The 21,757-nt window shown below is 64.1% G+C and carries 21 protein-coding genes; 9 read left to right on the top strand and 12 right to left on the bottom strand.

Annotation, left to right across the window (positions count from 1 at the left end; genetic code table 11):
- Positions 1–67 precede the first annotated feature (67 nt).
- Positions 68–865 carry a hypothetical protein gene (locus ACY9XZ_RS12640; RefSeq protein WP_463457375.1) on the top strand — a complete coding sequence of 266 codons (798 nt, stop codon included), beginning with the start codon at positions 68–70 and terminating at the stop codon, positions 863–865.
- Positions 862–1,425 carry a PH domain-containing protein gene (locus ACY9XZ_RS12635; protein ID WP_463457374.1) on the top strand — a complete coding sequence of 188 codons (564 nt, stop codon included), beginning with the start codon at positions 862–864 and terminating at the stop codon, positions 1,423–1,425. The genes ACY9XZ_RS12640 and ACY9XZ_RS12635 overlap by 4 nt, the downstream gene beginning before the upstream one ends.
- Before the next feature lie 20 nt (positions 1,426–1,445).
- Here the strand turns inward: ACY9XZ_RS12635 and ACY9XZ_RS12630 are convergent, their stop codons facing one another.
- Entirely contained in the window at positions 1,446–3,128 is a 1,683-nt protein-coding gene (locus tag ACY9XZ_RS12630) for an acyl-CoA mutase large subunit family protein (RefSeq protein ID WP_463457373.1), read from the bottom strand.
- A 125-nt stretch (positions 3,129–3,253) separates the two neighbouring features.
- On the opposite strand from ACY9XZ_RS12630, the gene ACY9XZ_RS12625 reads away from it, so the two are divergent.
- On the top strand, positions 3,254–3,727 hold the full coding sequence (locus ACY9XZ_RS12625; protein WP_463457372.1) for an FKBP-type peptidyl-prolyl cis-trans isomerase: 474 nt from the start codon (positions 3,254–3,256) through the stop codon (positions 3,725–3,727).
- Positions 3,728–3,749: 22 nt separating this feature from the next.
- Here the strand turns inward: ACY9XZ_RS12625 and ACY9XZ_RS12620 are convergent, their stop codons facing one another.
- Positions 3,750–4,334 carry a GNAT family N-acetyltransferase gene (locus ACY9XZ_RS12620; RefSeq protein WP_463457371.1) on the bottom strand — a complete coding sequence of 195 codons (585 nt, stop codon included), beginning with the start codon at positions 4,332–4,334 and terminating at the stop codon, positions 3,750–3,752.
- A 108-nt stretch (positions 4,335–4,442) separates the two neighbouring features.
- Here ACY9XZ_RS12620 and ACY9XZ_RS12615 point away from each other — a divergent pair, with 108 nt between their 5' ends.
- Positions 4,443–5,147, top strand: a complete 705-nt coding sequence (locus ACY9XZ_RS12615; RefSeq protein WP_463457370.1) for a helix-turn-helix domain-containing protein — start codon at positions 4,443–4,445, stop codon at positions 5,145–5,147.
- A gap of 35 nt (positions 5,148–5,182) precedes the next feature.
- On the opposite strand, the gene ACY9XZ_RS12610 is transcribed toward ACY9XZ_RS12615, so the two are convergent.
- From ACY9XZ_RS12610 to ACY9XZ_RS12590, 5 genes are read right to left on the bottom strand one after another with little or no spacing between them, the layout of a single operon-like run.
- The gene (locus tag ACY9XZ_RS12610) at positions 5,183–5,920 is read right to left on the bottom strand and encodes a branched-chain amino acid ABC transporter ATP-binding protein (RefSeq protein ID WP_463457369.1); all 738 of its coding nucleotides are present in this window, start codon (positions 5,918–5,920) and stop codon (positions 5,183–5,185) included.
- A complete protein-coding gene (locus ACY9XZ_RS12605) occupies positions 5,913–6,668 on the bottom strand; it encodes an ABC transporter ATP-binding protein (protein WP_463457368.1) in 756 nt (251 codons plus the stop codon). Before ACY9XZ_RS12605 ends, ACY9XZ_RS12610 begins: the two co-directional genes overlap by 8 nt.
- A gap of 1 nt (position 6,669) precedes the next feature.
- Entirely contained in the window at positions 6,670–7,818 is a 1,149-nt protein-coding gene (locus ACY9XZ_RS12600; protein ID WP_463457367.1) for a branched-chain amino acid ABC transporter permease, read from the bottom strand.
- Positions 7,818–8,762: a branched-chain amino acid ABC transporter permease gene (locus ACY9XZ_RS12595; protein WP_463457366.1), complete on the bottom strand. Its 945-nt coding sequence runs from the start codon at positions 8,760–8,762 to the stop codon at positions 7,818–7,820. Before ACY9XZ_RS12595 ends, ACY9XZ_RS12600 begins: the two co-directional genes overlap by 1 nt.
- 9 nt (positions 8,763–8,771) lie before the next feature.
- Entirely contained in the window at positions 8,772–10,121 is a 1,350-nt protein-coding gene (locus ACY9XZ_RS12590) for an ABC transporter substrate-binding protein (protein ID WP_463457365.1), read from the bottom strand.
- A gap of 246 nt (positions 10,122–10,367) precedes the next feature.
- Between ACY9XZ_RS12590 and ACY9XZ_RS12585 the strand changes: the two genes are divergently transcribed.
- Together ACY9XZ_RS12585 and ACY9XZ_RS12580 are read left to right on the top strand one after the other, a co-directional pair.
- A complete protein-coding gene (locus tag ACY9XZ_RS12585; protein WP_463457364.1) occupies positions 10,368–11,237 on the top strand; it encodes an SDR family oxidoreductase in 870 nt (289 codons plus the stop codon).
- A gap of 91 nt (positions 11,238–11,328) precedes the next feature.
- On the top strand, positions 11,329–13,350 hold the full coding sequence (locus ACY9XZ_RS12580) for an AMP-binding protein (protein WP_463457363.1): 2,022 nt from the start codon (positions 11,329–11,331) through the stop codon (positions 13,348–13,350).
- On the opposite strand, the gene ACY9XZ_RS12575 is transcribed toward ACY9XZ_RS12580, so the two are convergent.
- On the bottom strand, positions 13,351–14,541 hold the full coding sequence (locus tag ACY9XZ_RS12575) for an MFS transporter (RefSeq protein WP_463457362.1): 1,191 nt from the start codon (positions 14,539–14,541) through the stop codon (positions 13,351–13,353).
- Between the two features lie 608 nt (positions 14,542–15,149).
- A complete protein-coding gene (locus ACY9XZ_RS12570) occupies positions 15,150–16,127 on the bottom strand; it encodes a phosphoadenosine phosphosulfate reductase family protein (protein WP_463457361.1) in 978 nt (325 codons plus the stop codon).
- 134 nt (positions 16,128–16,261) lie between these two features.
- Between ACY9XZ_RS12570 and ACY9XZ_RS12565 the strand changes: the two genes are divergently transcribed.
- A complete protein-coding gene (locus ACY9XZ_RS12565; protein ID WP_463457360.1) occupies positions 16,262–16,879 on the top strand; it encodes a stage II sporulation protein M in 618 nt (205 codons plus the stop codon).
- A 163-nt stretch (positions 16,880–17,042) separates the two neighbouring features.
- On the opposite strand, the gene ACY9XZ_RS12560 is transcribed toward ACY9XZ_RS12565, so the two are convergent.
- Entirely contained in the window at positions 17,043–17,645 is a 603-nt protein-coding gene (locus ACY9XZ_RS12560) for a DUF7110 family protein (RefSeq protein ID WP_004516874.1), read from the bottom strand.
- A 195-nt stretch (positions 17,646–17,840) separates the two neighbouring features.
- Complete coding sequence (locus ACY9XZ_RS12555; protein WP_463457359.1) at positions 17,841–18,173, bottom strand: 2Fe-2S iron-sulfur cluster-binding protein; 333 nt, start codon at positions 18,171–18,173, stop codon at positions 17,841–17,843.
- Positions 18,174–18,357: 184 nt separating this feature from the next.
- Here ACY9XZ_RS12555 and ACY9XZ_RS12550 point away from each other — a divergent pair, with 184 nt between their 5' ends.
- Together ACY9XZ_RS12550 and ACY9XZ_RS12545 are read left to right on the top strand one after the other, a co-directional pair.
- Complete coding sequence (locus tag ACY9XZ_RS12550) at positions 18,358–19,776, top strand: geranylgeranyl reductase family protein (protein ID WP_463457358.1); 1,419 nt, start codon at positions 18,358–18,360, stop codon at positions 19,774–19,776.
- Between the two features lie 242 nt (positions 19,777–20,018).
- A complete protein-coding gene (locus ACY9XZ_RS12545; protein WP_463457357.1) occupies positions 20,019–20,474 on the top strand; it encodes a type IV pilin domain-containing protein in 456 nt (151 codons plus the stop codon).
- On the opposite strand, the gene ACY9XZ_RS12540 is transcribed toward ACY9XZ_RS12545, so the two are convergent.
- The gene (locus ACY9XZ_RS12540) at positions 20,475–21,746 is read right to left on the bottom strand and encodes an amidohydrolase (protein ID WP_463457356.1); all 1,272 of its coding nucleotides are present in this window, start codon (positions 21,744–21,746) and stop codon (positions 20,475–20,477) included. It lies immediately after the preceding gene.
- Between the last annotated feature and the right edge of the window lie 11 nt (positions 21,747–21,757).

Below are 21,757 nucleotides of genomic sequence, written 5' to 3'. Positions count from 1 at the left end.
ATCCGATATTTATAATAGGCAATACGTCACTCTACTATCTGCACAATCGTCTCTAAGTGGTACATATATGGGTGAAATAGCGCAATCGGCCGGCAGCCTGTTCAACGCAGTCTTCCGGCCGTCGCAGTTCGTCAGAGCCTCCGACGCTGTCACCCAGACCTCCGTCTGGGGCAGTCTTGACCGAACCAAGTCCCTGCTCGCCGTGTTTCTCATCAACGTCGTCCTGTACGCGACGCCGCTGACGCTCTCGGGGTATGGCGTCGCCGTCGAATCACAGGCACCGACGTGGTTCGGACCAGTCGTGGGTGCAGTGCTGGGCAACCCCGATACGGTCTGGTGGCTGGTTGCTGGAATCGCACAGAACTCGGCGTTTCTCATCGCCCTCTCCGGCGTGACGCTGCTGACGTATCACCTCGCGCTGGTTCTGACACGCAGTTCCAACGGGTTCGTGCTGACGTTACACACTGTCGTGTACAGCGTCAGCGCGTATCTCGCGGGGATATTTACGGTCCTGGTGTTTCTCTCGCAGCACAGCGCCTACGCGACGGCCCGCACGCTCGTCGCCAACCTGCAGATCCGATTTATCACCGTGTTCTACGACCTGTTCGAGGTGCCCCCGTCCGAACGCGTGTTCACTGTCAGCGAGTCGGTCGCGGCGGGACAGTTGACTGACGCCGAAGCCGGGATCGTTGCCGTCCTCATCACGTTGGTGCTGTATTTCGGCTACTCGATGTATCTCGGTGCGCGACTGAATCACGGAACCGGCGTTACGGGGGCCGTTCTCGCTGTCCTCGCGGTCGGTCTCTCCCCGGCGGTATACGTCACCGCCCTGCTCGTTTACTCGACTGGAGGCCTTTCGATATGAGCCACGAACACACTGACACACGACAAGCATCGGAGACAGACACTGATGGGCAGGCCGATACGACCGACGGGCGACAGGACGAGGTCGTCGTCGAAACGCAACCGACGTTGAAGCCGACCGCGATAGCCATCGCCGCGGTCGTCTTACTCGGGATCGGCATTATCGCGTATCTGTACGCTAACCCCACGCTGTTTGGCTCCGTGGACCGGACCGAGATCGCGCTCAATCTCACGGCGATTCTGATGGTCATCGGACTCGTGCGGTTGCTGCTCCGGCTGTACGTGCTGACCCGGACCCGCTACGTTCTCACGACCGACGCCGTCCGCCGGGAGTACTCGCTGCTGTACAAGTCGTTCTCGCGTGAGCTGCCCCTGGCGAAGGTCCGAAGCCACGAACTCCGCCGGAACAGGACCGAGACGCTGCTCGGTATCGGAAGCGTCTCGTTTCTCACGGGGAGCGTCGCCCAGAGCCCCGCCCACCTCCGGTTCCAGAACGTCCCTGACCCCGAGCGGATTCGGAAACAGGTCCGGGAGCGGCTTTCGGACGACGACGTACAGTAGCTGGTCGTTCGGAAAAGCGCTTACATCGAGGAGCCGGGCTGGTATTCACCGAACACGTCACGAAGCACGTCACACACCTCGCCGGTCGTGGCGTACACCTTCACGGCGTCGATGATGTAGGGCATGACGTTCTCGTCGCCTTCGGCCGCCTGCCGTAGCGCGTCGAGTTTCGCCTCGACGGCCTCGTCGTCGCGCTCCTCGCGGACGGTGGCGACGTTGTCCTGCTGGGCTTGCTCGACGGCTTCGTCGACCTCCTCGATGTCCTGTTCGGCCTCCTCTTCGACCTGGTACTCGTTGACACCGACGATGATGCGTTCGCCCTCTTCCTGTTCTCGCTGGCGCTCGAAAGCCACGTCCTGGATCTGGCGCTGGACCCACTGCTCCTCGATGGAGCGGCGCATCCCGCCGCGCTCGTCGACCTCTTCGATGAGTTCGCGGGCCTCGGCTTCGAGTTCGTCGGTCAGCGACTCGACGTAGTAGCTGCCGGCCAGCGGGTCGATGGTGTCCGCGGCCCCTGACTCGTGCGCGAGGATCTGCTGGGTCCGCAGCGCGGTCCGGACGGACTGCTCGGTCGGCAGGCCGATGGCCTCGTCCTTGCCGTTGGTGTGGAGGCTCTGAGTCCCGCCAAGGACCGCCGCGAGCGCCTGGTAGGACACGCGGACGACGTTGTTCGCGATCTGCTGGGCGGTCAGCGTCGAGCCGGCGGTCTGAGTGTGGAACTTCAGTTGCTTTGACTTGGGGTTCTGGGCGTCGAAGCGCTCGTCCATGATTTTCGCCCAGAGGCGACGCGCCGCCCGGAACTTCGCTACCTCCTCGAAGATGTTGTTGTAGGAGGCGAAAAAGAAGGATAGCTGCGGGGCGAACTCGTCGACATCGAGCCCGGCCTCGATGGCCGCCTCGACGTACTCGATGCCGTCGCCGAGGGTGAAGGCGATCTCCTGGGCGGCCGTCGAGCCGGCCTCGCGGATGTGATAGCCGGAGATGGAGATGGTGTTGAAACTCGGCGTCTCGGCGGCACAGAACTCGAAGATGTCGGTGATGAGCCGCATCGACGGCTCCGGCGGGTAGATAAACGTATTTCGGGCGATGTACTCCTTGAGCACGTCGTTCTGGATAGTGCCGCGAAGCTCCTCGCGGTCGACGCCCTGCTTGTCGCCGACGGCGATGTACATCGCCAAAAGCACCGACGCGGGGGCGTTGATCGTCATGCTCGTCGACACCTCGTCCAGCGGGATGCCGTCGAACACGGTCTCCATGTCGTCCAGCGAGTCGATGGCGACGCCGGTTTTGCCCACCTCGCCGGCGGCCATCGCGTTGTCGGAGTCGTAGCCCATCTGCGTCGGGAGGTCAAAGGCCATCGACAGCCCGGTCTGGCCCTGGTCGAGCAGGTAGTTGAACCGCTCGTTGGTCTCGGTCGCCGTCCCCATCCCGGCGTACTGACGCATCGTCCAGAGCCGTCCGCGATAGCCGGTCGGGTACACGCCGCGGGTGTACGGTTCCTGGCCGGGGAACCCCAGATCCTCTTCGTAGTCGAGATCGGAGATGTCTTCGGGGGTGTACAGACGGTCTACCTCGTGTCCCTCGGTGTCCGTGGTGAACGTCTCCTTGCGTTCGCCGAAGCGGTCGACGGTGGGCTGGACGTCGTCTTCCTCCCACTGGGTCTTCGACTCCCGTATCTCCGCCAGCTCGTCGGGGTCAAACATGGGCGGACTGTCGGACGGCGGCGGCTTAAGGGTTCCCAAATCCTTCACGGTTTTTAACATTCACGGCGGGCCAGAGACGGTCCGTTCCGAGGTGGGTTTATATCGTCGCCCGCTATCGAGGACGTATGCCAATCGAACCGGGTGACGGCGTCACCATCGAGTACGTCGGCCGCTTCGAGGACGGGGCCGTCTTCGACACGTCACGTCCCGAGGTCGCCAGGGAGCACGGGCTCATCGAGGCACAGGGCGTCGAGGCGAGCGAGTACGCGCCGCTCTCCTTCACTGTCGGTGCGGGGGAGATAATCGAAGGGATCGACGAAGCTGTCGTCGGCATGGCTGCTGGAGAGGAGGCCACCGTCACGGTCCCTCCGCGAAAAGCCTACGGGGAGTTCCAGGCCGACCGCGTCCGGGAGTACGACCCGGAGACGTTCGAAGGCATGGTCGGGACGGAACCGGAAGTCGGGCTCCACGTCGAAGCCGAGAACGGCCTCCACGGGGACGTGACCGCGGTCCGAGACGACGCCGTTGAGGTCGATTTCAACCACGAACTGTCCGGCAAGACGCTCGTGTTCGACATCGAGGTCGTCGACGTCAGATAATCAGCCTGTCGTCAATAGCTGATCAGCCGCCCGTGTCGTACTTGTAGGTCGCTTCGTCGGGGTCGATGCCGAAGTCCTCGGGGCCCTCTTCGGGCTCGGGTTCCTCGGACTCACCGGCGCTGGCCTGCTTGAACCGGCTTCGGAGGTGGCCGGGTACCTCGAAGCGGTCGACGGCCACCCGGAGCGGCACCGCGTCGGGCTGGATGGTCTCCTGTTTGGCCGCGAGCCGGTCACGGAGCGAGTCGGGGAGCTGGGCGACCTCGATACGCTCGAACCCGAACTGCGAGAGGTACCCCGAAGCGTTCGTCAGCGAGTAGACGGTGTCGAACCCCTCGTCGCCGGCGTACTCGACCAGCCGCTCGATGACGTGTGCGCCGACCCCCTGGTTGCGCCACTCGGGCAGCACGCCGATGCTGGTCAGTTCGCAGACGGACTCCTCGTCGCCCTTGTGAATACGGATCCGGCCGAAGCCCGCCTTTTCGTGGCTCTCCTCGTCGATAGCGACGACGTAGTCCCGGGATCTGAAAGCGGTATCGTCCAGCCCCATCTCTTCGATACGGTCGAGCAGCCAGACTTCCTCTCGGTTTTTCGCATCCCGGACGTACATGCCCGAAACTTAACTGCCCCAGTCAAAAGGGTTTGCGGCGTAACTTGCGGGGTAGGAGTCTGTGGCGGAGAGGCAATCACTAAGAGAGTTCAACATGATTGATTATCTATGATCTCGCTCGAGATGGACATGGTCCAGTACGACTGTCCGTACATCGACACGACACGGGACTACGAGGTGTCGTTCCTGGCCAAGCAGTGGGATTTCCACCCTGTCGAGCGGGAGTTGGAGACGCGGATCATGGTCAACGGCGCGGACCGAGCGGAACTGGACCGCGGATTGAACGCGCTGGAAACACACGACCACATGGAGTCCTATCAGCTGCTCCGCCGGAAGGGGGACCTGGCGCTCATCCGCTCGCGCATCGACGAGACGAACGCGATGAGCGTCATCCGCGACCACAGCGGCTACATCACCGGGCCGTTCCGCATCCGGGACGGCTCCGAGATCTGGCACGTCGGCTTCGACACCGAGCGGGTCGCCGACGGAACGCTGTCGGAACTGGAACGGGACAACGACTACACGATCCGGTCTCGGGAATCGGTCGACCTGGAGGACTACTACGACCTGCTGCAGAACATCGACTCGGCGAAACGGCTGGTCGACGGCTGCCGGGAGCTGTCGGATGTGGAGCGGGACACGCTGGAGAAAGCCGTCGAAGGCGGCTACTTCGACACGCCCCGGGACGCGACCCTGTCGTCGCTCGCCGAGGAGTTCGACGTCTCGAAGATGGCGATTTCGAAGAACCTGCGGCGGAGCCAGCGCAAAATCCTCGACCGCGTCACGACGGCGATGAACGACGTGACCGAGTGAGGAGGATACGGCGCGTCTCGGCTACTCTCGGCTCGCTACTCCGCCCCGCTGCCCTGCATCAGTTTCTGGATGTCTTCGTCGGCCGCCAGTTCTTCCGGGTCGCCGCTGGCGACGATGTCGCCGCGCTCGATGACGTAGAGGCGGTCGACGACCTCCGGGACGTGCGTGACGTTGGATTCGGCGATGAGCACCGCGATGTCGCGGTCGTTGATCGCCCGGATGTAGCGTTTGAGGCTCTCGACGACGACCGGAGCTAACCCTTCCAGTGGCTCGTCAAGGATGAGCAGGTCGGGCTGGAGCGCCAGCGCACGGCCGATGGCGACCATCTTCGCCTGGCCGCCGCTGAGGTTCTGGACCTTCGCCGTCCGGCGGTCGTCGAGTTCGGTGAGTACGTCGTAGACGCTCTCGATGACGGCGTCCTCGTCGTCGATACCGCGGGCCTTCCCGCTCGTCCAGATGGGGAGCCGGAAGTTCTCGTCGACGGTCATCCCGGTGAACAGCTTCCGGTCTTCGGGCTGGTAGCCGATGCCCCGCTTGGGAATCAGCTCCGAGCGGATATCGGTCAGCTCCTCACCGCGAAATTTGACTGAGCCGTTCCAGACTGGCGTCAGACCCATGATCGCACGAAAAGTGCTGGTCTTGCCAGCTCCGTTGCGGCCGACCAGTCCGACCGCCTCCCCGGCGTTCACGTCGAGGTCGATGTCCTCGGTCACCTGGAACCCCTCGACGGCGGCACTGAGGCCGCGAACGGACAGCAGCGGCTCGCTACTCATCGTCACCCACCCCCAGGAGGAGCCGCCGGAGTTCGTCGTCTGTTTCGAGCATCGTCGGCGGGCCGACCCCGTGGACGGCCCCCTGATGGAGGGCGACGACGCGGTCGGCGTACTCCGTGACGATGTCCATGTCGTGTTCGATAGTGACTGTCGTCACGCCCTCGGCCCGGCCGACCTCGACAATCGTCTCGATGACGTACTCCTTCTCGCGGGTCGACACGCCCGAGGTCGGCTCATCGAGTAGGAGATAATCCGGGTCGAGGCCGAAGGACATCGCCACGTCGAGCAGTTTCCGGTCGCCGTGGGGGAGTTCCTCGGCGACGGTGTCGGCGGCGTCTTCCAGCCGGAACTTCGCCAGCAGCTCCTCGACCTGTGCCTCCACGTCCGCGTGGCCGTCAGCCATCGAGAACAGGCTCCAGGTCTTGCCCCGTTCGGTCAACACGACCGTCCGGAGGTTCTCCCGGACCGTCATCTCCTCGAACACCTTGACGACCTGGAAGCTCCGGGCGATGCCGGCGTCGACGCGCCCGTTTGCCGACATCCCGGTGATGTCGTCGCCGTCGAGAACGATAGCGCCCTCGTCCGGCGAGAGGAACCCGGTCAGGAGGTTGATGAATGTCGTCTTCCCGGCCCCGTTCGGGCCGACGATGAAGACGAGTTCGCCCTCCTCTTTGCCGAACTCGAGCGTGATGTCGTCAGTCGCGACCAGTTCACCGAAGGACTTCCGTAGATTGCGTGCTTCGAGCATATCAGTCGACTCCGAAGAGGATTATCCGCAGGCTGGTCAGCGATTCGGCCACCTTCCGTTCTACCGATTCCACCGCTGTCCGGCCCCACGTCGACAGGACGGACGGTTCCCGACGCAGCTCGCCGAGTCGCGTGTTGACGATGCCACCGGACCGGAGCGACCCGACGATGCCACGCGGGAAGCCATACACCAGTATCAGGAGCACCACGCCGGTCAGGAACTCGTAGTACTGGGTGACGTCCTGGCCCACGTCCTGCAGGAAGATGAGCACGACACCGCCGATGAGCGGGCCGACCAGTGTCCGGAACCCGCCCAGTATCGCCATGAACAGGATGTCCCCCGACCGGAGGAAAAACAGCGTCCCCTCCGGGCGGACGTACTGGCGGACGACGGCGAACAGTCCGCCCGCGACGCCGCCGTAGATGCCCGAGATGACAAACGCGGCCCAGACGTAGCGGCGGACCGGCAGGCCGATAAACCGCGCCCGGGTCCGTTCCTGCCCGATGGCATCGAGGGCGTTGCGGAACGGCGACTGCGTGATGCGGTACATCACGAACAGGCCGATGAGGATGACGACCACCGTCAGGTAGTAGGTGAGCACCTGGTACACGTCGGGGCTGAACGCGGTCCCGAACAGGAGCGGCTGATTGGCGGGGCCGGGCCGAATCGGCAGTCCGTCGCTCCCGCCGAGGGCGCTCTGGCCGAGCGCGATGGCATACAGGAGCTGGCCGAAGGCCAGCGTCAGCAGGGCGAAGTACAGCCCGGTGTGTCGCAGCGACAGCGCCCCGATGATGGCTGCCATTACCGTCGCGGCCGCGATGGCACCGAGCAACAGCAGCCCGACGCTCTGGATCCCGGCGTAGCGGGCCAGCACTGCGGTCGCGTACGCGCCGGTCCCGAAGAAGGCCGCGTGGCCGAACGACGTGAGTTTCGTGTGACGAAGCAGGAGGTTCAGCCCGACTGCCGCGAAGCCGAACAGCAGGCCCTGGTGGATGACGCTGAGCTGGAGGCTGTCGGAGAGGCCCGCGATGTCCGGGATGACGAACAGGAACACGACCCCGAGGACGAGGAAGGCCGCTTCCCGACGGGTCATCTCGACCCCGAGGAAGCGATACGCCGGCGTCCCGTCGCGGTCGACGCGCTCCGGCATCACGCCGTCTCACCCCACGTTCCGAACAGGCCTTCAGGCTTGACCAGCAGTATGAGCGCCATGATTGCGAATGGGGCCGCGATTTCGCCCGGCGGGTACAGCGTGATCATCCAGCTACGGATGACGCCGACCAGGAGCGCGCCGACGAACGCGCCCCGGAGGCTGCCGAGGCCGCCGATGACGATGACGACGAAGGAAAGCACCAGCGGATTGGTGCCCATCTCAAGGGTCGCCGCCGTCGGCGGCACGGCCATCGCGCCGGCGAACCCGGCGAGAAACGCCCCGAGCGCGAACACGAGCGTGAACACGCGGTCGGTGCTGACGCCGATAGCGGTCGCCATCTCGCGGTCGATGGCCGTCGCGCGGATGATGCGGCCGGTCTTCGTGCGCTCGAAGAACCAGAACAGGCCCGCGACGACGGCCGAGCCGACGAGGATGACGAACACGTTGTAGGTCGGGTAGTTCAGCCCGACGAGTTCGCTCGTCGGGATCGTGTTGATGGCGCTGTAGACGGCATCGGTTCGCAGCGAGCTGTCCCCCCAGATGAACTTCTTGACGTCCAGCAGGATGAGCAGGAGCGCGAAGGTCAAGACGAGCTGGTACACCTGGTCGCGGTCGTAGATCTGCCGGAGGAACACCGCCTCGAAGATGGTTCCCACGGGAAGGAGGATAGCCGCCGTGACGAGGACGGCGGCGATGACCGCGAGGACGAACACGGCGGTCCCGACGACGCCGCCGCCCGGCGGGCCGATAACGCCGATGATGAACCCGAACACGCCGATTGCGGTGTACGCGCCCAGCGAGAACAGCTCGCCGTGGGCCAGGTTCAACACGTCCAGGATGCCCAGGATGACGGTCAGGCCCGAGGCGATCATGAACAGGATGAACCCGAACTGGATGCCGTTGAGCGTCTGGACGAGCGCGGCTGTAGCTGAGACTGCCATGGCTCGGTATCAGGCGCTCCAGCTGTCCAGCCAGTCGCTCCCGGTGACGCCTGGCGGCGGCGCGGTTTCGGTCGCCGGGTACGTGTTCACGTCGTCGAGCCTGGCCGCGCCGAGGTCGTCGTCGTACACCATCTGCCCGGCAAAAGAGTTCGACGCGCCCTGGTGGTCCTCGGCGATGTTGTGGTAGCCCGCCGGCGTGAAGAAGCCGTGGCCCTCCAGCACCTGCGCGATCTGCTCCTGGCTAGGGTAGGTGCCCAACAAGTCGATGGCCTTCTCGACGGCAGTCGCCCAGGCGGTGACCGCCCCGTACCCGCTCATGTAGTGAGCCGTCGGGACCGTTACGCCCTCCTGCTGTGTCGCGGCGTCGAACAGGTCGCGGCCGGGCTGCCAGTTCCCGAGCGCCGGCAGGCCCCAGTAGTAGTTACGCGACCCGGAGTAGATGTCCGTCCCGGCCAGCGCGTCGGCCGGGACGTCGCCGGCCGCGCTGTAGAGGGTCGTCCCGAACACCGTCGTGTTCTCGAACATGTTGTTGGCGCTGGCCTGCCGGACGAACGTCGTCACGTCGCCGCCCCACAGGCTGGAGAAGGTCACGTCCGGCTCCTCGTTGTTGATGGAGGTGATGTGGTTCGCCATGTCGCTGGCCCCGAGTTCCGGGAACCCCTCGTAGACGATTTCGGCGTCCGTGAGCTTCTGGATGGCCTGCGTGAACACCCGCATCTCGTCCTCGCCGAAGGAGTAGCCGGGGTTGACCCCGGCGACGGTCGAGATGTTGTCAGCGCCGATACGCTGGACTGCCTCTCGGGCCATCGTCACTACCTCCATGATGTCGTAGTTCTGGAAGCGGAAGGAGTAGGTCGGGTCGGGAACGGTCTCCTCGTACAGCGTCGTCACCGTGCCGTCGGTGCCGACGTTGATGACCCCGTTCTTCTCGACCTCCGGGGCGATCTGGCTGTGCGTACCGCTGGAAATCGGGCCGAACGTGACCTCCTTCCCCTCCTCGATGAACTGGTTGTAGCTGTCAAGCGGGTTCGACCCCTCGTTGACCACGTCCAGTTCGATTTCCCGCTGGCCGCCGATACCGCCCGCATCGTTGATGCGCTGGACGGCGAGCTCGGCCCCGCGCTGGGCCTGGATGCCGAGGACGCCCGGTGCGCCACGGGTGAACGTCAACAGCCCGGCCTGTATCGGTTCGTCGGAGATGCCGTCGCCGGACTGCCCGCCCTGGTCCGCTGTGTCACCGTCGCTCAGCAGCGTCGAACAGCCAGCGAGCGCTGCGGCGACGGCCGAGCCGCCGACCGCGGAGAGCAATTGTCGCCTGCCGATGCCACCAGTGTCATGATCCGTTGTCGTTCGTTCCATAGGTGTGTCCCAACGAAGCCCGGACTCGTCCGGGCTGTCTGGTCACGCGGTGTGTGCCACGCTCACAGGGATAACTGATGCTTCCGACGTAACCCCCGAATAACGGGAGGTTTACACGTAAACCACGGGAGCCGGTGAAACAGCGGATCGACGTTCTCGAACTGAACAGCGGCAGGTCCCCATAGCGGGTCGGGTATACATATCAACCCACCCCTATTCGGCCATGTCTGGAGAACGTGTGACTGAATGGCATCCAGTACCTCTCACGAACGGCTCGAAGTCGAGCCAATCGACGAGTCCTCGATCCTGTTCGTCGACGACGACCACTACACTGGCGACACCGTCTGTCTGGTGACCGGCGGGGGGTCGGGCATCGGACGGGCGACGGCGCTGGCGATGGCCGCAAACGGGGTGACGGCCGTCGCGACGGACATCGACGAGGACGGCCTCGCCGAAGTCGAGACGGCCGCGGCGGACCTCGATCTCGACGGCAGCGTCGAGACCGTGGTCGGCGACCTCGCGAGCGACGACGACATCGAAACCATCGTCGAGACCGCTGCGTCCCACGGGACGGTGCGCTATCTCGCCAACATCGCCGGGCTCCAGCACATCGACGCCATCGAGGACTTCCCGATGGAGAAGTACGACCAGATGCACGACGTAATGCTTCGCGCCCCGCTCGCGCTCGCGAAGCAGGTCATCCCCCACATCCGCGGGACCGACGACGGCGTGGGTGCCATCGGGAACATGGCTTCGGTCCACGGCCACTACGTCACCTCGGATAAGGTGGCCTACAACGTCTCGAAGTTCGGGCTGCGGGGGCTGACACAGTCTATCGCCGCCGAAGGGGGCGACGGATTGCGGGGATTCTCCATCAGCACGGGCTACGTCAAAACACCACTCGTCGTCGACCAGATCCCCGATACCGCCGAGCAGCGCGGTATCAGCGTCGACGAGGTCATCGACGACGTGATGTTGGGCCAGGCGCGGGTCAAGGAGATGATGGACCCGGTCGACGTGGCGAACCTCTTCGTGTTCGGCTTCTCGTCCCACGCCGACCATCTCAACGGCGGCGATCTGCTGTTCGACGGCGGCATGACGAAGACCTACGAATGACTAGAGCCTCGACCGACGACACAGTCCCCACGTGTCTGGCATCGGTATCCGCGGTAGATTTGTGTAACTGTATAGCAAACACCCACATCACATGAGCGACCAGCAACACACTGAAACCATCGTCCACGAACCGAGCCATTCGTTCGTCGAGTCGACGAACGTCTGGGAGTTCATGCAGGAATACGACATCGGCGACTACGACGAACTCATCGAGCGAACGACCACCGAACGACCGGACGAACCCGAATCGGGCGTCGAGTGGTTCTGGGACGTGCTCCCGGAGTACCTCGACATCGAGTTCTTCGAGGCGTACGACGAAGTCCGAGACAACAGTGAGGGGCCGCAGTTCACCGATTGGTACACCGGCGGGACCATCAACGCCGCCCACAACGTGCTGGACCGCCACGCGGCGCGGGACAGCCCCACCCGCAACACGGTCGCGCTCATCTGGGAGGGCGAACCCGGCGACGTGCGGGAGGTCACGTACCACGAACTGAACCGGCAGGCCAGTAAGGTGGCGAACTACCTGGAGTCCGTCGGCGTCGGCACTGGTGACACCGTCGGCCTCTACATGCCGATGGTCCCCGAAGTGGCGTCGATACTGTACGGCTGTCTCAAGGTGGGCGCAATCGCTGTCCCGATCTTCTCCGGGTTCGGCGTCGACGCGACGGCGACCCGTATCGCCGACGCCGAGTGTTCAGTGCTGTTCACCGGCGACGGCTTCTACCGCCGTGGCTCGGGAGTTCACCTCAAAGAGAGCGCCGACGAGGCTATCAAACAGGCCGGCGACGAACTCGGGACGACACCGGTCGAACACACCGTCGTCTACGACCGCCTCGGCGTCGGCGACGACCCCGAGGAGACGATCCGCTGGACCCGCCGCGACGAGTGGTGGGACGACGCGATAGAGACCGCTGACGACGAGTACGCGGCGAAGGAACTCCCGAGTAACCAGGAGTCGATGCTGCTGTACTCCTCCGGGACGACCGGGAAACCGAAGGGCATCGTCCACACGCACGCCGGCGCGCTCATGCAGGCGGCCAAGGAGATCTACTTCGGCTTCGACCACAAGCCCAGTGACCGCTTCTTCTGGGTCAGCGATATCGGCTGGATGATGGGTCCCTGGACGCTGCTCGGGAACCACGCCTTCGGCGGCACGGTCTTCATGTACGAGGGCGCGCCGGACCACCCCGAGCCGGACCGTTTCTGGGAGATGATAGACCGCCACGACCTCACCACGTTCGGCGTCTCGCCGACAGCCGTCCGGGCGCTCCGAAAGAAAGGCGACGAGTGGCTGGACGGCCACGACCTCTCCAGCCTGCGGTTGCTGGGGTCGACCGGTGAGCCTTGGGACCCCGAGAGCTGGCTCTGGTTCTACGAGCACGTCGGGGACGAGGACTGTCCCATCATCAACATCTCCGGCGGGACCGAGATCATGGGCTGCTTTCTCATGCCGATGCCCATCCAGTCGCTCAAACCCTGCACACTCGGCGGGCCGGGACTTGGCATGGACATCGACATCGTCGACGCGGACGGCGAATCCATCGCCGACACCCACGAGCGCGGCTATCTGGTCGCCCGGGACTCCTGTCCCTCGATGACTCGCTCGCTGTGGAGCGGCGACGAGCGGTATCTGGAGGAGTACTGGTCGACCTGGGACGACGTGTGGGACCACGGCGACTGGGCCCAGAAGGACGAGGACGGCCTCTGGTTCCTCCATGGCCGGGCCGACGACGTGCTCAACGTCGCCGGGCGGAAGGTCGGGCCGGCGGAGGTCGAGGGGGCGGCGATGGAACACGAAGCCGTCAATCAGGCCGCCGCCGTCGGTGCGCCGGACGACACCACCGGGACCGCCGTCGTCCTCTACACCGTGCTCGAACCCGGCCACGAGCCTTCTGACGACCTCCGGGACGACATCCGTGCGGCCGTCGGCGAGGAACTGGGCAAGCCGTTCCGACCCCGCGAGGTGCTGTTCGTCGACGAGTTCCCCAAGACGCAGAGCGGGAAGATCATCCGCCGAGCGATTGCCGGCGTCTACCGCGGCGAGGACTTGGGCGATATGTCCAGCATCGAAAACCCCGACGCGCTGGACGAGGTCCGCGAGGCGTCCTAATCAGCTACTGACGGCATCGTCGGTCGGTTTTTCCAGCCGGAGCAGTCCGGGCAGGGCAAGCACGGCGAGAACGATCTCTGTCCCGCCGGCGACGAGAAACGCGATGGGGTAGCCGAAGGCTCCCGCGACGGTGCCGCCGACGAGGATCCCGGCGAGGAAGCCGACGCTGCCGAAGATGTTGAAGCCGGCCATGGCGGTCCCGCGCTCCGTCTCGCCAGCGAGGTCGGAGACGAGCGCCATCGTCGCCGGGGCCATCAGCGCGCCGATGACGCCGGTCAGCACCATCCCTGCGCCGGCGATGGTGACCGTCGGAGCCTGCCCGACGCCGATGACGGTGAGCCCGTACAGCACCGACCCGGCGACGATGGGTGCGGTGCGACCGATGCGGTCCGAGAGCACGCCGAAGGGGTACTGCAGCAGGGCGAACGGCGCGAAAAACAGCGCCAGCATGACGCCGGTTTCGCCCGGCCCGAGCTCAAACGTCTCCCTGAAGTACAGCGTCCCGACGAGCGCGAAAAAGCCCGCGGTGAGCCGGTCGATGAACCCGAAGGCATAGGGGACGCCGAGCGTCGGCCGCTGTTTGAGCCCGGAGACAGTCGCGGCCAGCCCTGACCGCCCGTCCGACGGCGCGCGGTCGGTCACGAGCAGGGCGGCCATTGCGACGACGAGCGACAACGCGCTCGCCACGTACAGCGGCAGCGTCGTCCCGATCTCGTACAGTTGGCCGCCCAGTGGCGCGCCAAGCGCCGTGCCGCTGCCGATTGCGATACCCGCTGCTCCCATGTTCCTGCCGTGGCCGCCGCCGAGGTCCATCAGCATCGTCATCGAAAGCGAGAACGCGGCGATGGTGGCTCCACCCTGGAGCGCCCGCAGAGCCAGTACGCCGGCAAACGGGAGCGAGACAGCGCCGGGGAGTGCGGCGATGAGGGCGTACAGTACCGCACCTGCGCCCGCTCCACCGACGATGAACGGCGTGCGCCGTCCGGTGGCGTCGCTGACCACCCCCCACACGCCGGCGAACACGACGAACGCTCCGAACTCAGCGGCGAGGAACCACATGCTCGCGTTCAGGTCCGTGGTCGCACCCAGTGTCCGGACGAGTCTGTCGACGCCCGGATACAGCAGGACCTGTGCGAGCAGGACGGCGAAGATAATCCCGGCGAGAAGCCCCCGGTCTGTGCGGTCCGTCACGGCCGACGATACAGCGAGCCCAGAAAAATAGATGTCGGACCCGAATATCAGACCCTACACGTAATCGTCTACAACTATCAACCACAGAACGGCGCGTCCGCTAACTCGACTTTTATCGGCTTACTCGGCGCTGTGTGGCGGAACGAAACCGCAGTTCGAACAGCCGTTGTGCTTCGTCGTCTGGTAGCTCAATTCCGCCCCGCAACTCGGACAGTTGTACTGGTCTGAACTCATTCACCTTCTCGTAGAGTTCGACAGTACCTAAACCTTTCCTCGACAATCGTCTATAACGTTCTTTTAGCCGGGTTTCGGACAGTAGCGTGGCTTAGGCTGGTGTCGCACAGTCCATGAACCGAATGATTGCGTCGTTCAGAAGCGGTGAACAAGGACCTGGAACGGTGGCCAATCGACCCGTGTCGCCGGAGAGGCGCATCCAGCGGCAGATCTGCACGCTCCGTGTGTTCGGCCACACGGGATCCGAGGTCGTTTCCGTTACTGTCCACATCGACTCCTGTCGAAGTGTTACAGTAATAACACTCAGCACTGACAGACTGTACCGAGACGGCAGAGGAAACAACGGTACGGAAACGGCGACGTTCCGCGTCCGCTTACATGTAGCCGAGGTCGCGCAGGCGCTCCATCAGGTCCTCTTTGTCCTGGGCGCGGCCGGCGCGCTCGGTCGTGTTCTCCATGTCCTGCAGCCAGGCGGGCTCTTCGGCGGACTTGTCGGTGCTGACCTCGCTACCGAGCGAGCGGAAGCCGGCGAAGTACTTCGGTGAGACCGGCACGTCTTCCTTCTCGATGCCCTCGGGCAGGTCGTCTTGGCCCTGCGGGACGTAGCCGTCGTCCGGGTAGCCTTCGACCGTGTCCGGGACGACGAAGTTCCAGAAGGCCTCCCACACGTCGGCTTCCGCGAACTGGAGAATCGACTGGATGCGGTCGTGGGGCGGGTAGATGTCCGGGTCGTGACGCGGCGAGAAGAACGTCTCGTCGGCGCGGGACTCCTGTTCGTCCCAGCGAATGCCCGACAGGATGCCGTCGACGTCGTGTTCCTCGATAGCGTCGTTGAGCGCCACCGTCTTCAGGAGGTGGTTGCCGACGTAGGTGTCGAGCAGGAACGGGAACGTGTCCTCCTCGTATTCGAGGATGTTCCGGACGTGATGCTGGTTGTGCTCGGAGAGTTCATCTATGGGGATGTCGTCACCCGGTTCGAGACCGTTCTCGTCGACGTAGTCGCCCACGTCCTCGTTGCGGGCCCAGATGACGTCGAGGTCCCACTCCTCGGCCCAGTGCTCGACGAAGTCGATGAGTTCGTCGAAGTGCTGGTAGTGGTCGATGAAGACGACCGGGGGTACTTCGAGGTCGAAGCGTTCGGCGACCTCCTTCACGAAGTACAGGGTCAGCGTCGAGTCTTTGCCGCCGGTCCACATCACGACAGGGTTATCGTACTGTTCGAGGCCGGTCTTCGTGACCTCGATAGCCTTCTCGATCTTGTGATTGACAGTCGGGTACTCCTCAGGGGATTCACCCTCTCCGTCAGTGTAATCAACGTCCAGATAGTCCGGGAACTCTGCTGATTCGGACATTGTGTAATGAGATATAATTACGAGTGCCAAGTACTTTTTGGATGTTCGACAGGTGTGTGAGGCGATGGCAATACGACGCTGTCGGTGTACTGCCGGTCACTCGGGTTTTTTGTTGCCGGCGCGAAAGGCGTGGTATGGACGACCGCCCAGGCCTTCCAACCCGTCTCTTTCACCGCTGGCTGTTACGCTATGTTCCCGTGGCCGCGCTGATACTCGTTGCCAGTGTACTGGTCGGATACGGGCTCGGCAGCCAGATTCCCGCTGAATGGCTGCAGAACCCCGGAACGACCGGCGAAAGCGCTTTTATGCCGGCTGAGCTCACGACCCTTTCGCTGACGATCAACAACCTCGGTGCGTTGCTCGTGATGGCCCTCGGCGCTGTCTCCCTCGGTGCGATGACGGTGGTGTCGCTCGTCTTGAACGGATTGGTTATCGGCGTCGTCGTCGGCATCGCACTCAAGCAGGTCTCCCCTGTCGTCGTCGCCGCGCTCATCGTCCCCCACGGGCTTATCGAAATCCCCGCGTTGCTCATCGTCGCCGCCGTCGGGCTCCGGTTCGGCTGGTGCACGATTCAGTACATCCGCGGCCGCACGGACGAGCTGGTCACCGGCCAGGATATCCGGGACGCCGGGTGGCTGCTTGCGACGGCCGCCGTGCTCATCGTGATTGCGGCCTACATCGAAGCGAACCTCACACTCGAAATCGCGTCACGGTTTACCGATGCTGATCTCTCGGGCATCACGACCGCGTAGCGGCTCATAGTGATTGTTGTGACTGTTTGCCGCTCCGACCACACGCTGTCGTGCGGTAGATGTGGTACTGACTCGCAATAATCACTATCAGAGCGTCCACCAAGCGATACTGAGCTGCGGCTTGACAAATTCGAATCTGTGACCGAGTGCTACGTAAACTGCGTTACGAGATGAACTCGTTGTCGCGCCAGTTGACGCCCTCTTCTTCCTCGCCGTCGCGGGGCTCCTCTGCGACGTTGATCGCAGCGGGTCGCTCTTCCCCGTCGACGATGCGGACAGCTTCGAGTTCCTCGTCGACCGCCGCAATTGCTGTCAGCGTCCCCTTCTCGGCGACTTTCGCGATGTCACACAGGACTTCGAACATCGCGTACTGGAGCGCGGTGTTCTGGAGCACGGTCTCGCGGTCGCCCTTGAAACAGGCGTACTCGACGAGTTCGGACTCGATCTCTTCCTCTTCCTCTTCGAGTGCGCCCCACTGGGGGCCGCCGCCGGAGCTGCCGGTACTCGCGGCCCCGGGCGGCCCCATTTCGTCAGGATCTTCCTCGTACACCCGGTTCTCCGTGACGCTGGCCTTGAGCTGGGCCGTGGGGGTGTACTTGCTCATGGAGTCGTCCTTCGCGACGGCGCTGACAATAAGCGTATTATTTCGCCGGGTGATGTCGATGTCAGCGATCTCTGGGGGAAGGTCCGGATCCTCGAAGAAATCGTAGGCGTCTTCCAGTGGCAGTTCAAGTGTCGAGTGGAGTCTGTATACGCGGCTGGTCATGGTTGGGGAAGCGTGTCTCAGTCGTCGAAGGCCGTCCGCTGACGCTGTAGTCACTACTCCATAAGGGCCACTTGCTTATATGACCTGTCCTTCATTCGCGGACTCACCGCTCTATATCAGGCAATATCTAAGCCCCGTGTTAAAGGTATTTAGAGACCTTCTAGCAAGCAGTGTGTTAGCGGTATTCAGTGCCTACTAGTCGTCCGCGGGTGTGGGATCACCGTCTTCCGGGCTGACATCCCCTTCGATACTGGGCGGGTACTTCCCGCGGTCGAGTTTCAGATCCGACTGCGGCCGCGCCATGCAAGTCAGCGCGTAGTTCTCCCGCTCCCGGTCGGTCAGTCCGCGGGCGGCGGGTTGGGTGACCGACCCCTCGATGATTTCCGCCGAACAGGCCAGACACATCCCCACGCGACAGGAGTACTCCTGGGCGATACCCTCCTCGATACACCGCGAGAGAATCGTCTCCTTCTCGGAGACGGTGATTTCCTCGCCCGTCCCCACGAACGTCACCGTGTACTCGGTCATGCTCGGCCATTTGATACCCCCCAGCAAAACTCTTTATCACCGCTGTCCCGGAGTGAGGCGGACTGCTGTCCGATATTGCCGCATCGACCGCCCCAGTCAGCGGTCGTCACGGGAAACAGGGACAGCAGTCCGTCTGAAACCGATAGTCGGAATAATTTTCTCTCTCCGGGCAGGACGGAAGTGCATGACCACACACCAGGACGGCAACGCCGGCGGAGCGTCGGCGGGCGCACGGACCGTTTCCGTGGACGTTGTCGTCGTCGGGGCCGGGACATCCGGCTGTTACGCCGCCGCGACCGTCGCGGACGCGGGCTACGACGTCGTCGTCGTGGAGCGCAAGGACGAGACCGAGGCCGGCCACATCGCCTGCGGGGACGCGCTGAAGGGGGCCAGTGACTTCCCCGACGCGATTCCGAAGTCCCAGCTCGAACCGGCGTTTACGAACACGGACGTCGACCACGGCCGGTTCGAGATTCCACAGGAGGACACCGTCCTCGAAATCCCCGTCCCGGGCGAACTCGCCGTCATCGACCGCTGGGAGTACGGTCGCTGTCTCATCGAAGGTGCGGCCGACAGCGGCGTGGCGTTCCACTACGATACCGTCGTTCAGGACGTGCTGCAGGACGACAGCGGCCGCGTAACCGGCGTGAAAGCCATGCGGAAGGGCGACCCGGTCGCCTACGAGGGCGACATCGTCATCGACGGGGCCGGCGCGCTGTCGATCCTTCAGGACAAGACCGACCTCGAAGACGCGACCTTCGATACGAACGTCCAGTACTCGCAGTTCTGCTCGGCGTACCGGGAGATCATTGAGGTCGACGAACCGGTCGAGTGGGACGACGCACTCGTGTTCAAGCCGACTGAGCGCTCCGCGGGCTACCTCTGGTACTTCCCGCGCACGGACACGGAGATCAACGCCGGCCTCGGCTTCCAGATGAACGAGGAGCCGATGGAACTGGTCGACGATCTCAAACGCGACCTCCAGGGCCGAAGCGAGTTCGAGGGCGCGGAGGTGCAGGACAAACTCGGCGCTGCGCTGCCGACCCGGCGGCCGTACGACTCCGCCGTCGCCCCCGGGTTCATGGCCGTTGGCGACGCCGCCGGTCACGTCAACCCGACCACCGGCGGGGGTATCGCGGGTGCGGCCTACGCAGGGACCTACGCCGCCGAGCAAGCTATCGAGGCCATCGAATCCGGTCGTACGGGCGACGAAGCCGCGCTCTGGGAGTACAACGAGCGCGTGATGGACCACTTCGGCGCTCGGTACGCGGCGCTTGACGTGTACAACATCTTCACCACCGCCTACGACGTCGACGACCTGATGGCCCTGCTGGCCGCGTTGCCCGGCGAAAAACTCGCCGAAGCGCTGTACGGCGGCTCGACGAGCATCGGGCTCGGCCTCAAGCTCAAGATGGCGGTCAAGAGCATTGGCCACCTGGGGACTATCCGGGACCTCTATCAGACGAAGAAGGCCGCCGACCGACTGCTGGAGCACTACGAATCCTACCCCAGCGACCGCAGCGGCTTCGAGGCCTGGCAGCGCGAGCGCGACTCGATCATGGACGATATCTACGCGGTCACCGGCGCAGAGCCAAAGTACTGATTCGGCGGCTATTTACGGATCTCGGCCGATGTTGATACCTTGATTTGGGTTTGCCAGCGAACGATACAGCGCTTCGATCCGCATTCTGGATAGTAGTTGATTAAAACGTGAACTATACGTTTGAACAACAAGTTTTATTATTTAACAACATGATATCCAACTGAAGTCACTTCGGGGTCGGTCGACCGGGGGGTCACCGAGACGGGACAGTGTGTCGGCCGTCGCCCGAGTGGGGGTCAATCATGCTAGGGAACGGGTTCCGATCCGACGACAGCGCAGTCTCACCAGTTGTGGGTGTTATCTTGATGGTCGCAATAACGGTGCTGTTGGCGGCGACAGCAGCGACGTTTTTCCTCGATTTCGGGTCCGGTAACCTCGGCGAAAACGCGCCACAGGCCGCGTTTTCGTTCGATTACGACGCCGGGAGTCCCGACAGTCTGACGATCGAACACCGGAGCGGCGACTCGGTTCGGGCCGGGAGTCTGTACATCACTGTCAGCGGTACGTCCGCCCACAACGGACAGCACGACTTCACGAGCCTCGACGGTGCACCGGCGGATAGTTCACAGATCTCAGCGGGGTCACGGGTGACGTTTTCGGAGCCTTCACTCGACCTCTCAGATGCGACGGTTACGCTAAACTGGAAGCCACCGGAGCGCGACCAGTCTATCCGGCTCGCCAGCTGGGACGCGCCTTAGTCACTCGCTCAGACTCCGGATCGCCTCGCTGACGACATCGACGCCGATGGCCAGCGAGTCCTCGTCGACATCGAACGTGGGTGTGTGGTGGCCGCCAGGATGGTCGGTGCCGATTCCGACGAACGTCGCCGTGCCGCCGTGGTCCTGCACGCGGTCCATCAGATAGGTCGCGTCCTCGCTCCCGCCGAGGTCGTCGGTCCGGAGGCGGCTGGTGACGCCGGGAACTGATGCTGCCGCGTCGTACACCACACCCGCGAGCGCGTCGTCGCTGACCGCGCTCGGGGCTTCCGCGGTCGTCTCGACAGCGACCTCGCAGTCGTGCATCTCGGCTGCGGACGACATGACGGTATCCGCTCGCTCGCTCATGTACTCCTTGAGCGGGGTCGTCTCGCCACGGACCTCCCCCTCGATAGTCGCTTCTCCGGGGACGATGTTCGTCGCCGTGCCGCCTTCGACGACACCGGCGTTGACCCGCGTCGCGCCGTCGCCGTGCCGGCGAATCGCGTGAAGGTTCTGCACGGCAGTTGCCAGCGCCTGGACGGCGTCCCGCCCCTGAGCGGGGTGCCCGCCTGCGTGGGCCGTTTCACCGGTGAATGTCGCTTTGAACTGCCGGACAGCGAGGAAGCCGCCCACCCCGGCGACGATCTCGCCGGTCGGATGGTCGAGGCCGATGTGTATCGCCAGCAGGTGGTCCACGTCGTCGAGATGGCCGCTTTCGGCGACAGCCTTTCCGCCCCCGATGACCTCTTCGGCCGGCTGGAAGACGATCTTGAACGTCCCGCGGAAATCGCTCTCCTTCACCGCTTCCAGCACGCCGAGGCCTATCGTCGCGTGCGCGTCGTGCCCACAGGCGTGCATGTACCCCTCGTTCGTTGAGCGGAATCCGTCTGTCGCCGGGGCGTGTGCCGTACTGTCGGCCTCCCGTATCGGCAGTGCGTCGATGTCGACCCGGAGCGCGACGGTCGGCCCCTCGCCCCGTTCGAGGACGGCGAGGGCACCAGTGAATCCCCCGTCAGTGGCCTCCAGGACGTCCTCGCGGGCACCGGCTTCGCGGGCCTTCGTCTGCCACGCGTCGAGTTCGTCGCCCTCGGGGACTGCCATCCGCGCGTCGCCATCGAGCACGTCCCGGCCGAGATGCAACTGGTCGACACCGATACGCTCCAGTTCGTCGACGATACGACTGGTCGTGTAGAACTCCCGCCACGCGGGTTCGGGGTAGCTGTGTAGGTCACGTCGGAGGGACCTGAGCCGTTCCTGCCGAGCCTCGTTCATGCCGGCGAAAC

Source organism: Haloarcula sp. HT12, assembly GCF_055271655.1.
The sequence above is the reverse complement of the archived record's forward strand: the minus strand, read 5'-3'. Positions and strand labels throughout refer to the sequence as shown.

Coding starts and splice junctions, on each gene's coding strand:
- ACY9XZ_RS12610 (WP_463457369.1), bottom strand. CDS start 5,920: ATGAGTAGCGAGCCGCTGCTGTCCGTTCGCGGCCTCAGTGCCGCCGTC.
- ACY9XZ_RS12605 (WP_463457368.1), bottom strand. CDS start 6,668: ATGCTCGAAGCACGCAATCTACGGAAGTCCTTCGGTGAACTGGTCGCG.
- ACY9XZ_RS12550 (WP_463457358.1), top strand. CDS start 18,358: ATGACCACACACCAGGACGGCAACGCCGGCGGAGCGTCGGCGGGCGCA.
- ACY9XZ_RS12540 (WP_463457356.1), bottom strand. CDS start 21,746: ATGAACGAGGCTCGGCAGGAACGGCTCAGGTCCCTCCGACGTGACCTA.
- ACY9XZ_RS12565 (WP_463457360.1), top strand. CDS start 16,262: ATGGACGACCGCCCAGGCCTTCCAACCCGTCTCTTTCACCGCTGGCTG.
- ACY9XZ_RS12640 (WP_463457375.1), top strand. CDS start 68: ATGGGTGAAATAGCGCAATCGGCCGGCAGCCTGTTCAACGCAGTCTTC.
- ACY9XZ_RS12590 (WP_463457365.1), bottom strand. CDS start 10,121: ATGGAACGAACGACAACGGATCATGACACTGGTGGCATCGGCAGGCGA.
- ACY9XZ_RS12555 (WP_463457359.1), bottom strand. CDS start 18,173: ATGACCGAGTACACGGTGACGTTCGTGGGGACGGGCGAGGAAATCACC.
- ACY9XZ_RS12620 (WP_463457371.1), bottom strand. CDS start 4,334: ATGTACGTCCGGGATGCGAAAAACCGAGAGGAAGTCTGGCTGCTCGAC.
- ACY9XZ_RS12625 (WP_463457372.1), top strand. CDS start 3,254: ATGCCAATCGAACCGGGTGACGGCGTCACCATCGAGTACGTCGGCCGC.
- ACY9XZ_RS12580 (WP_463457363.1), top strand. CDS start 11,329: ATGAGCGACCAGCAACACACTGAAACCATCGTCCACGAACCGAGCCAT.
- ACY9XZ_RS12595 (WP_463457366.1), bottom strand. CDS start 8,762: ATGGCAGTCTCAGCTACAGCCGCGCTCGTCCAGACGCTCAACGGCATC.
- ACY9XZ_RS12615 (WP_463457370.1), top strand. CDS start 4,443: ATGATCTCGCTCGAGATGGACATGGTCCAGTACGACTGTCCGTACATC.
- ACY9XZ_RS12630 (WP_463457373.1), bottom strand. CDS start 3,128: ATGTTTGACCCCGACGAGCTGGCGGAGATACGGGAGTCGAAGACCCAG.
- ACY9XZ_RS12585 (WP_463457364.1), top strand. CDS start 10,368: ATGGCATCCAGTACCTCTCACGAACGGCTCGAAGTCGAGCCAATCGAC.
- ACY9XZ_RS12545 (WP_463457357.1), top strand. CDS start 20,019: ATGCTAGGGAACGGGTTCCGATCCGACGACAGCGCAGTCTCACCAGTT.
- ACY9XZ_RS12570 (WP_463457361.1), bottom strand. CDS start 16,127: ATGTCCGAATCAGCAGAGTTCCCGGACTATCTGGACGTTGATTACACT.
- ACY9XZ_RS12560 (WP_004516874.1), bottom strand. CDS start 17,645: ATGACCAGCCGCGTATACAGACTCCACTCGACACTTGAACTGCCACTG.
- ACY9XZ_RS12600 (WP_463457367.1), bottom strand. CDS start 7,818: ATGCCGGAGCGCGTCGACCGCGACGGGACGCCGGCGTATCGCTTCCTC.
- ACY9XZ_RS12635 (WP_463457374.1), top strand. CDS start 862: ATGAGCCACGAACACACTGACACACGACAAGCATCGGAGACAGACACT.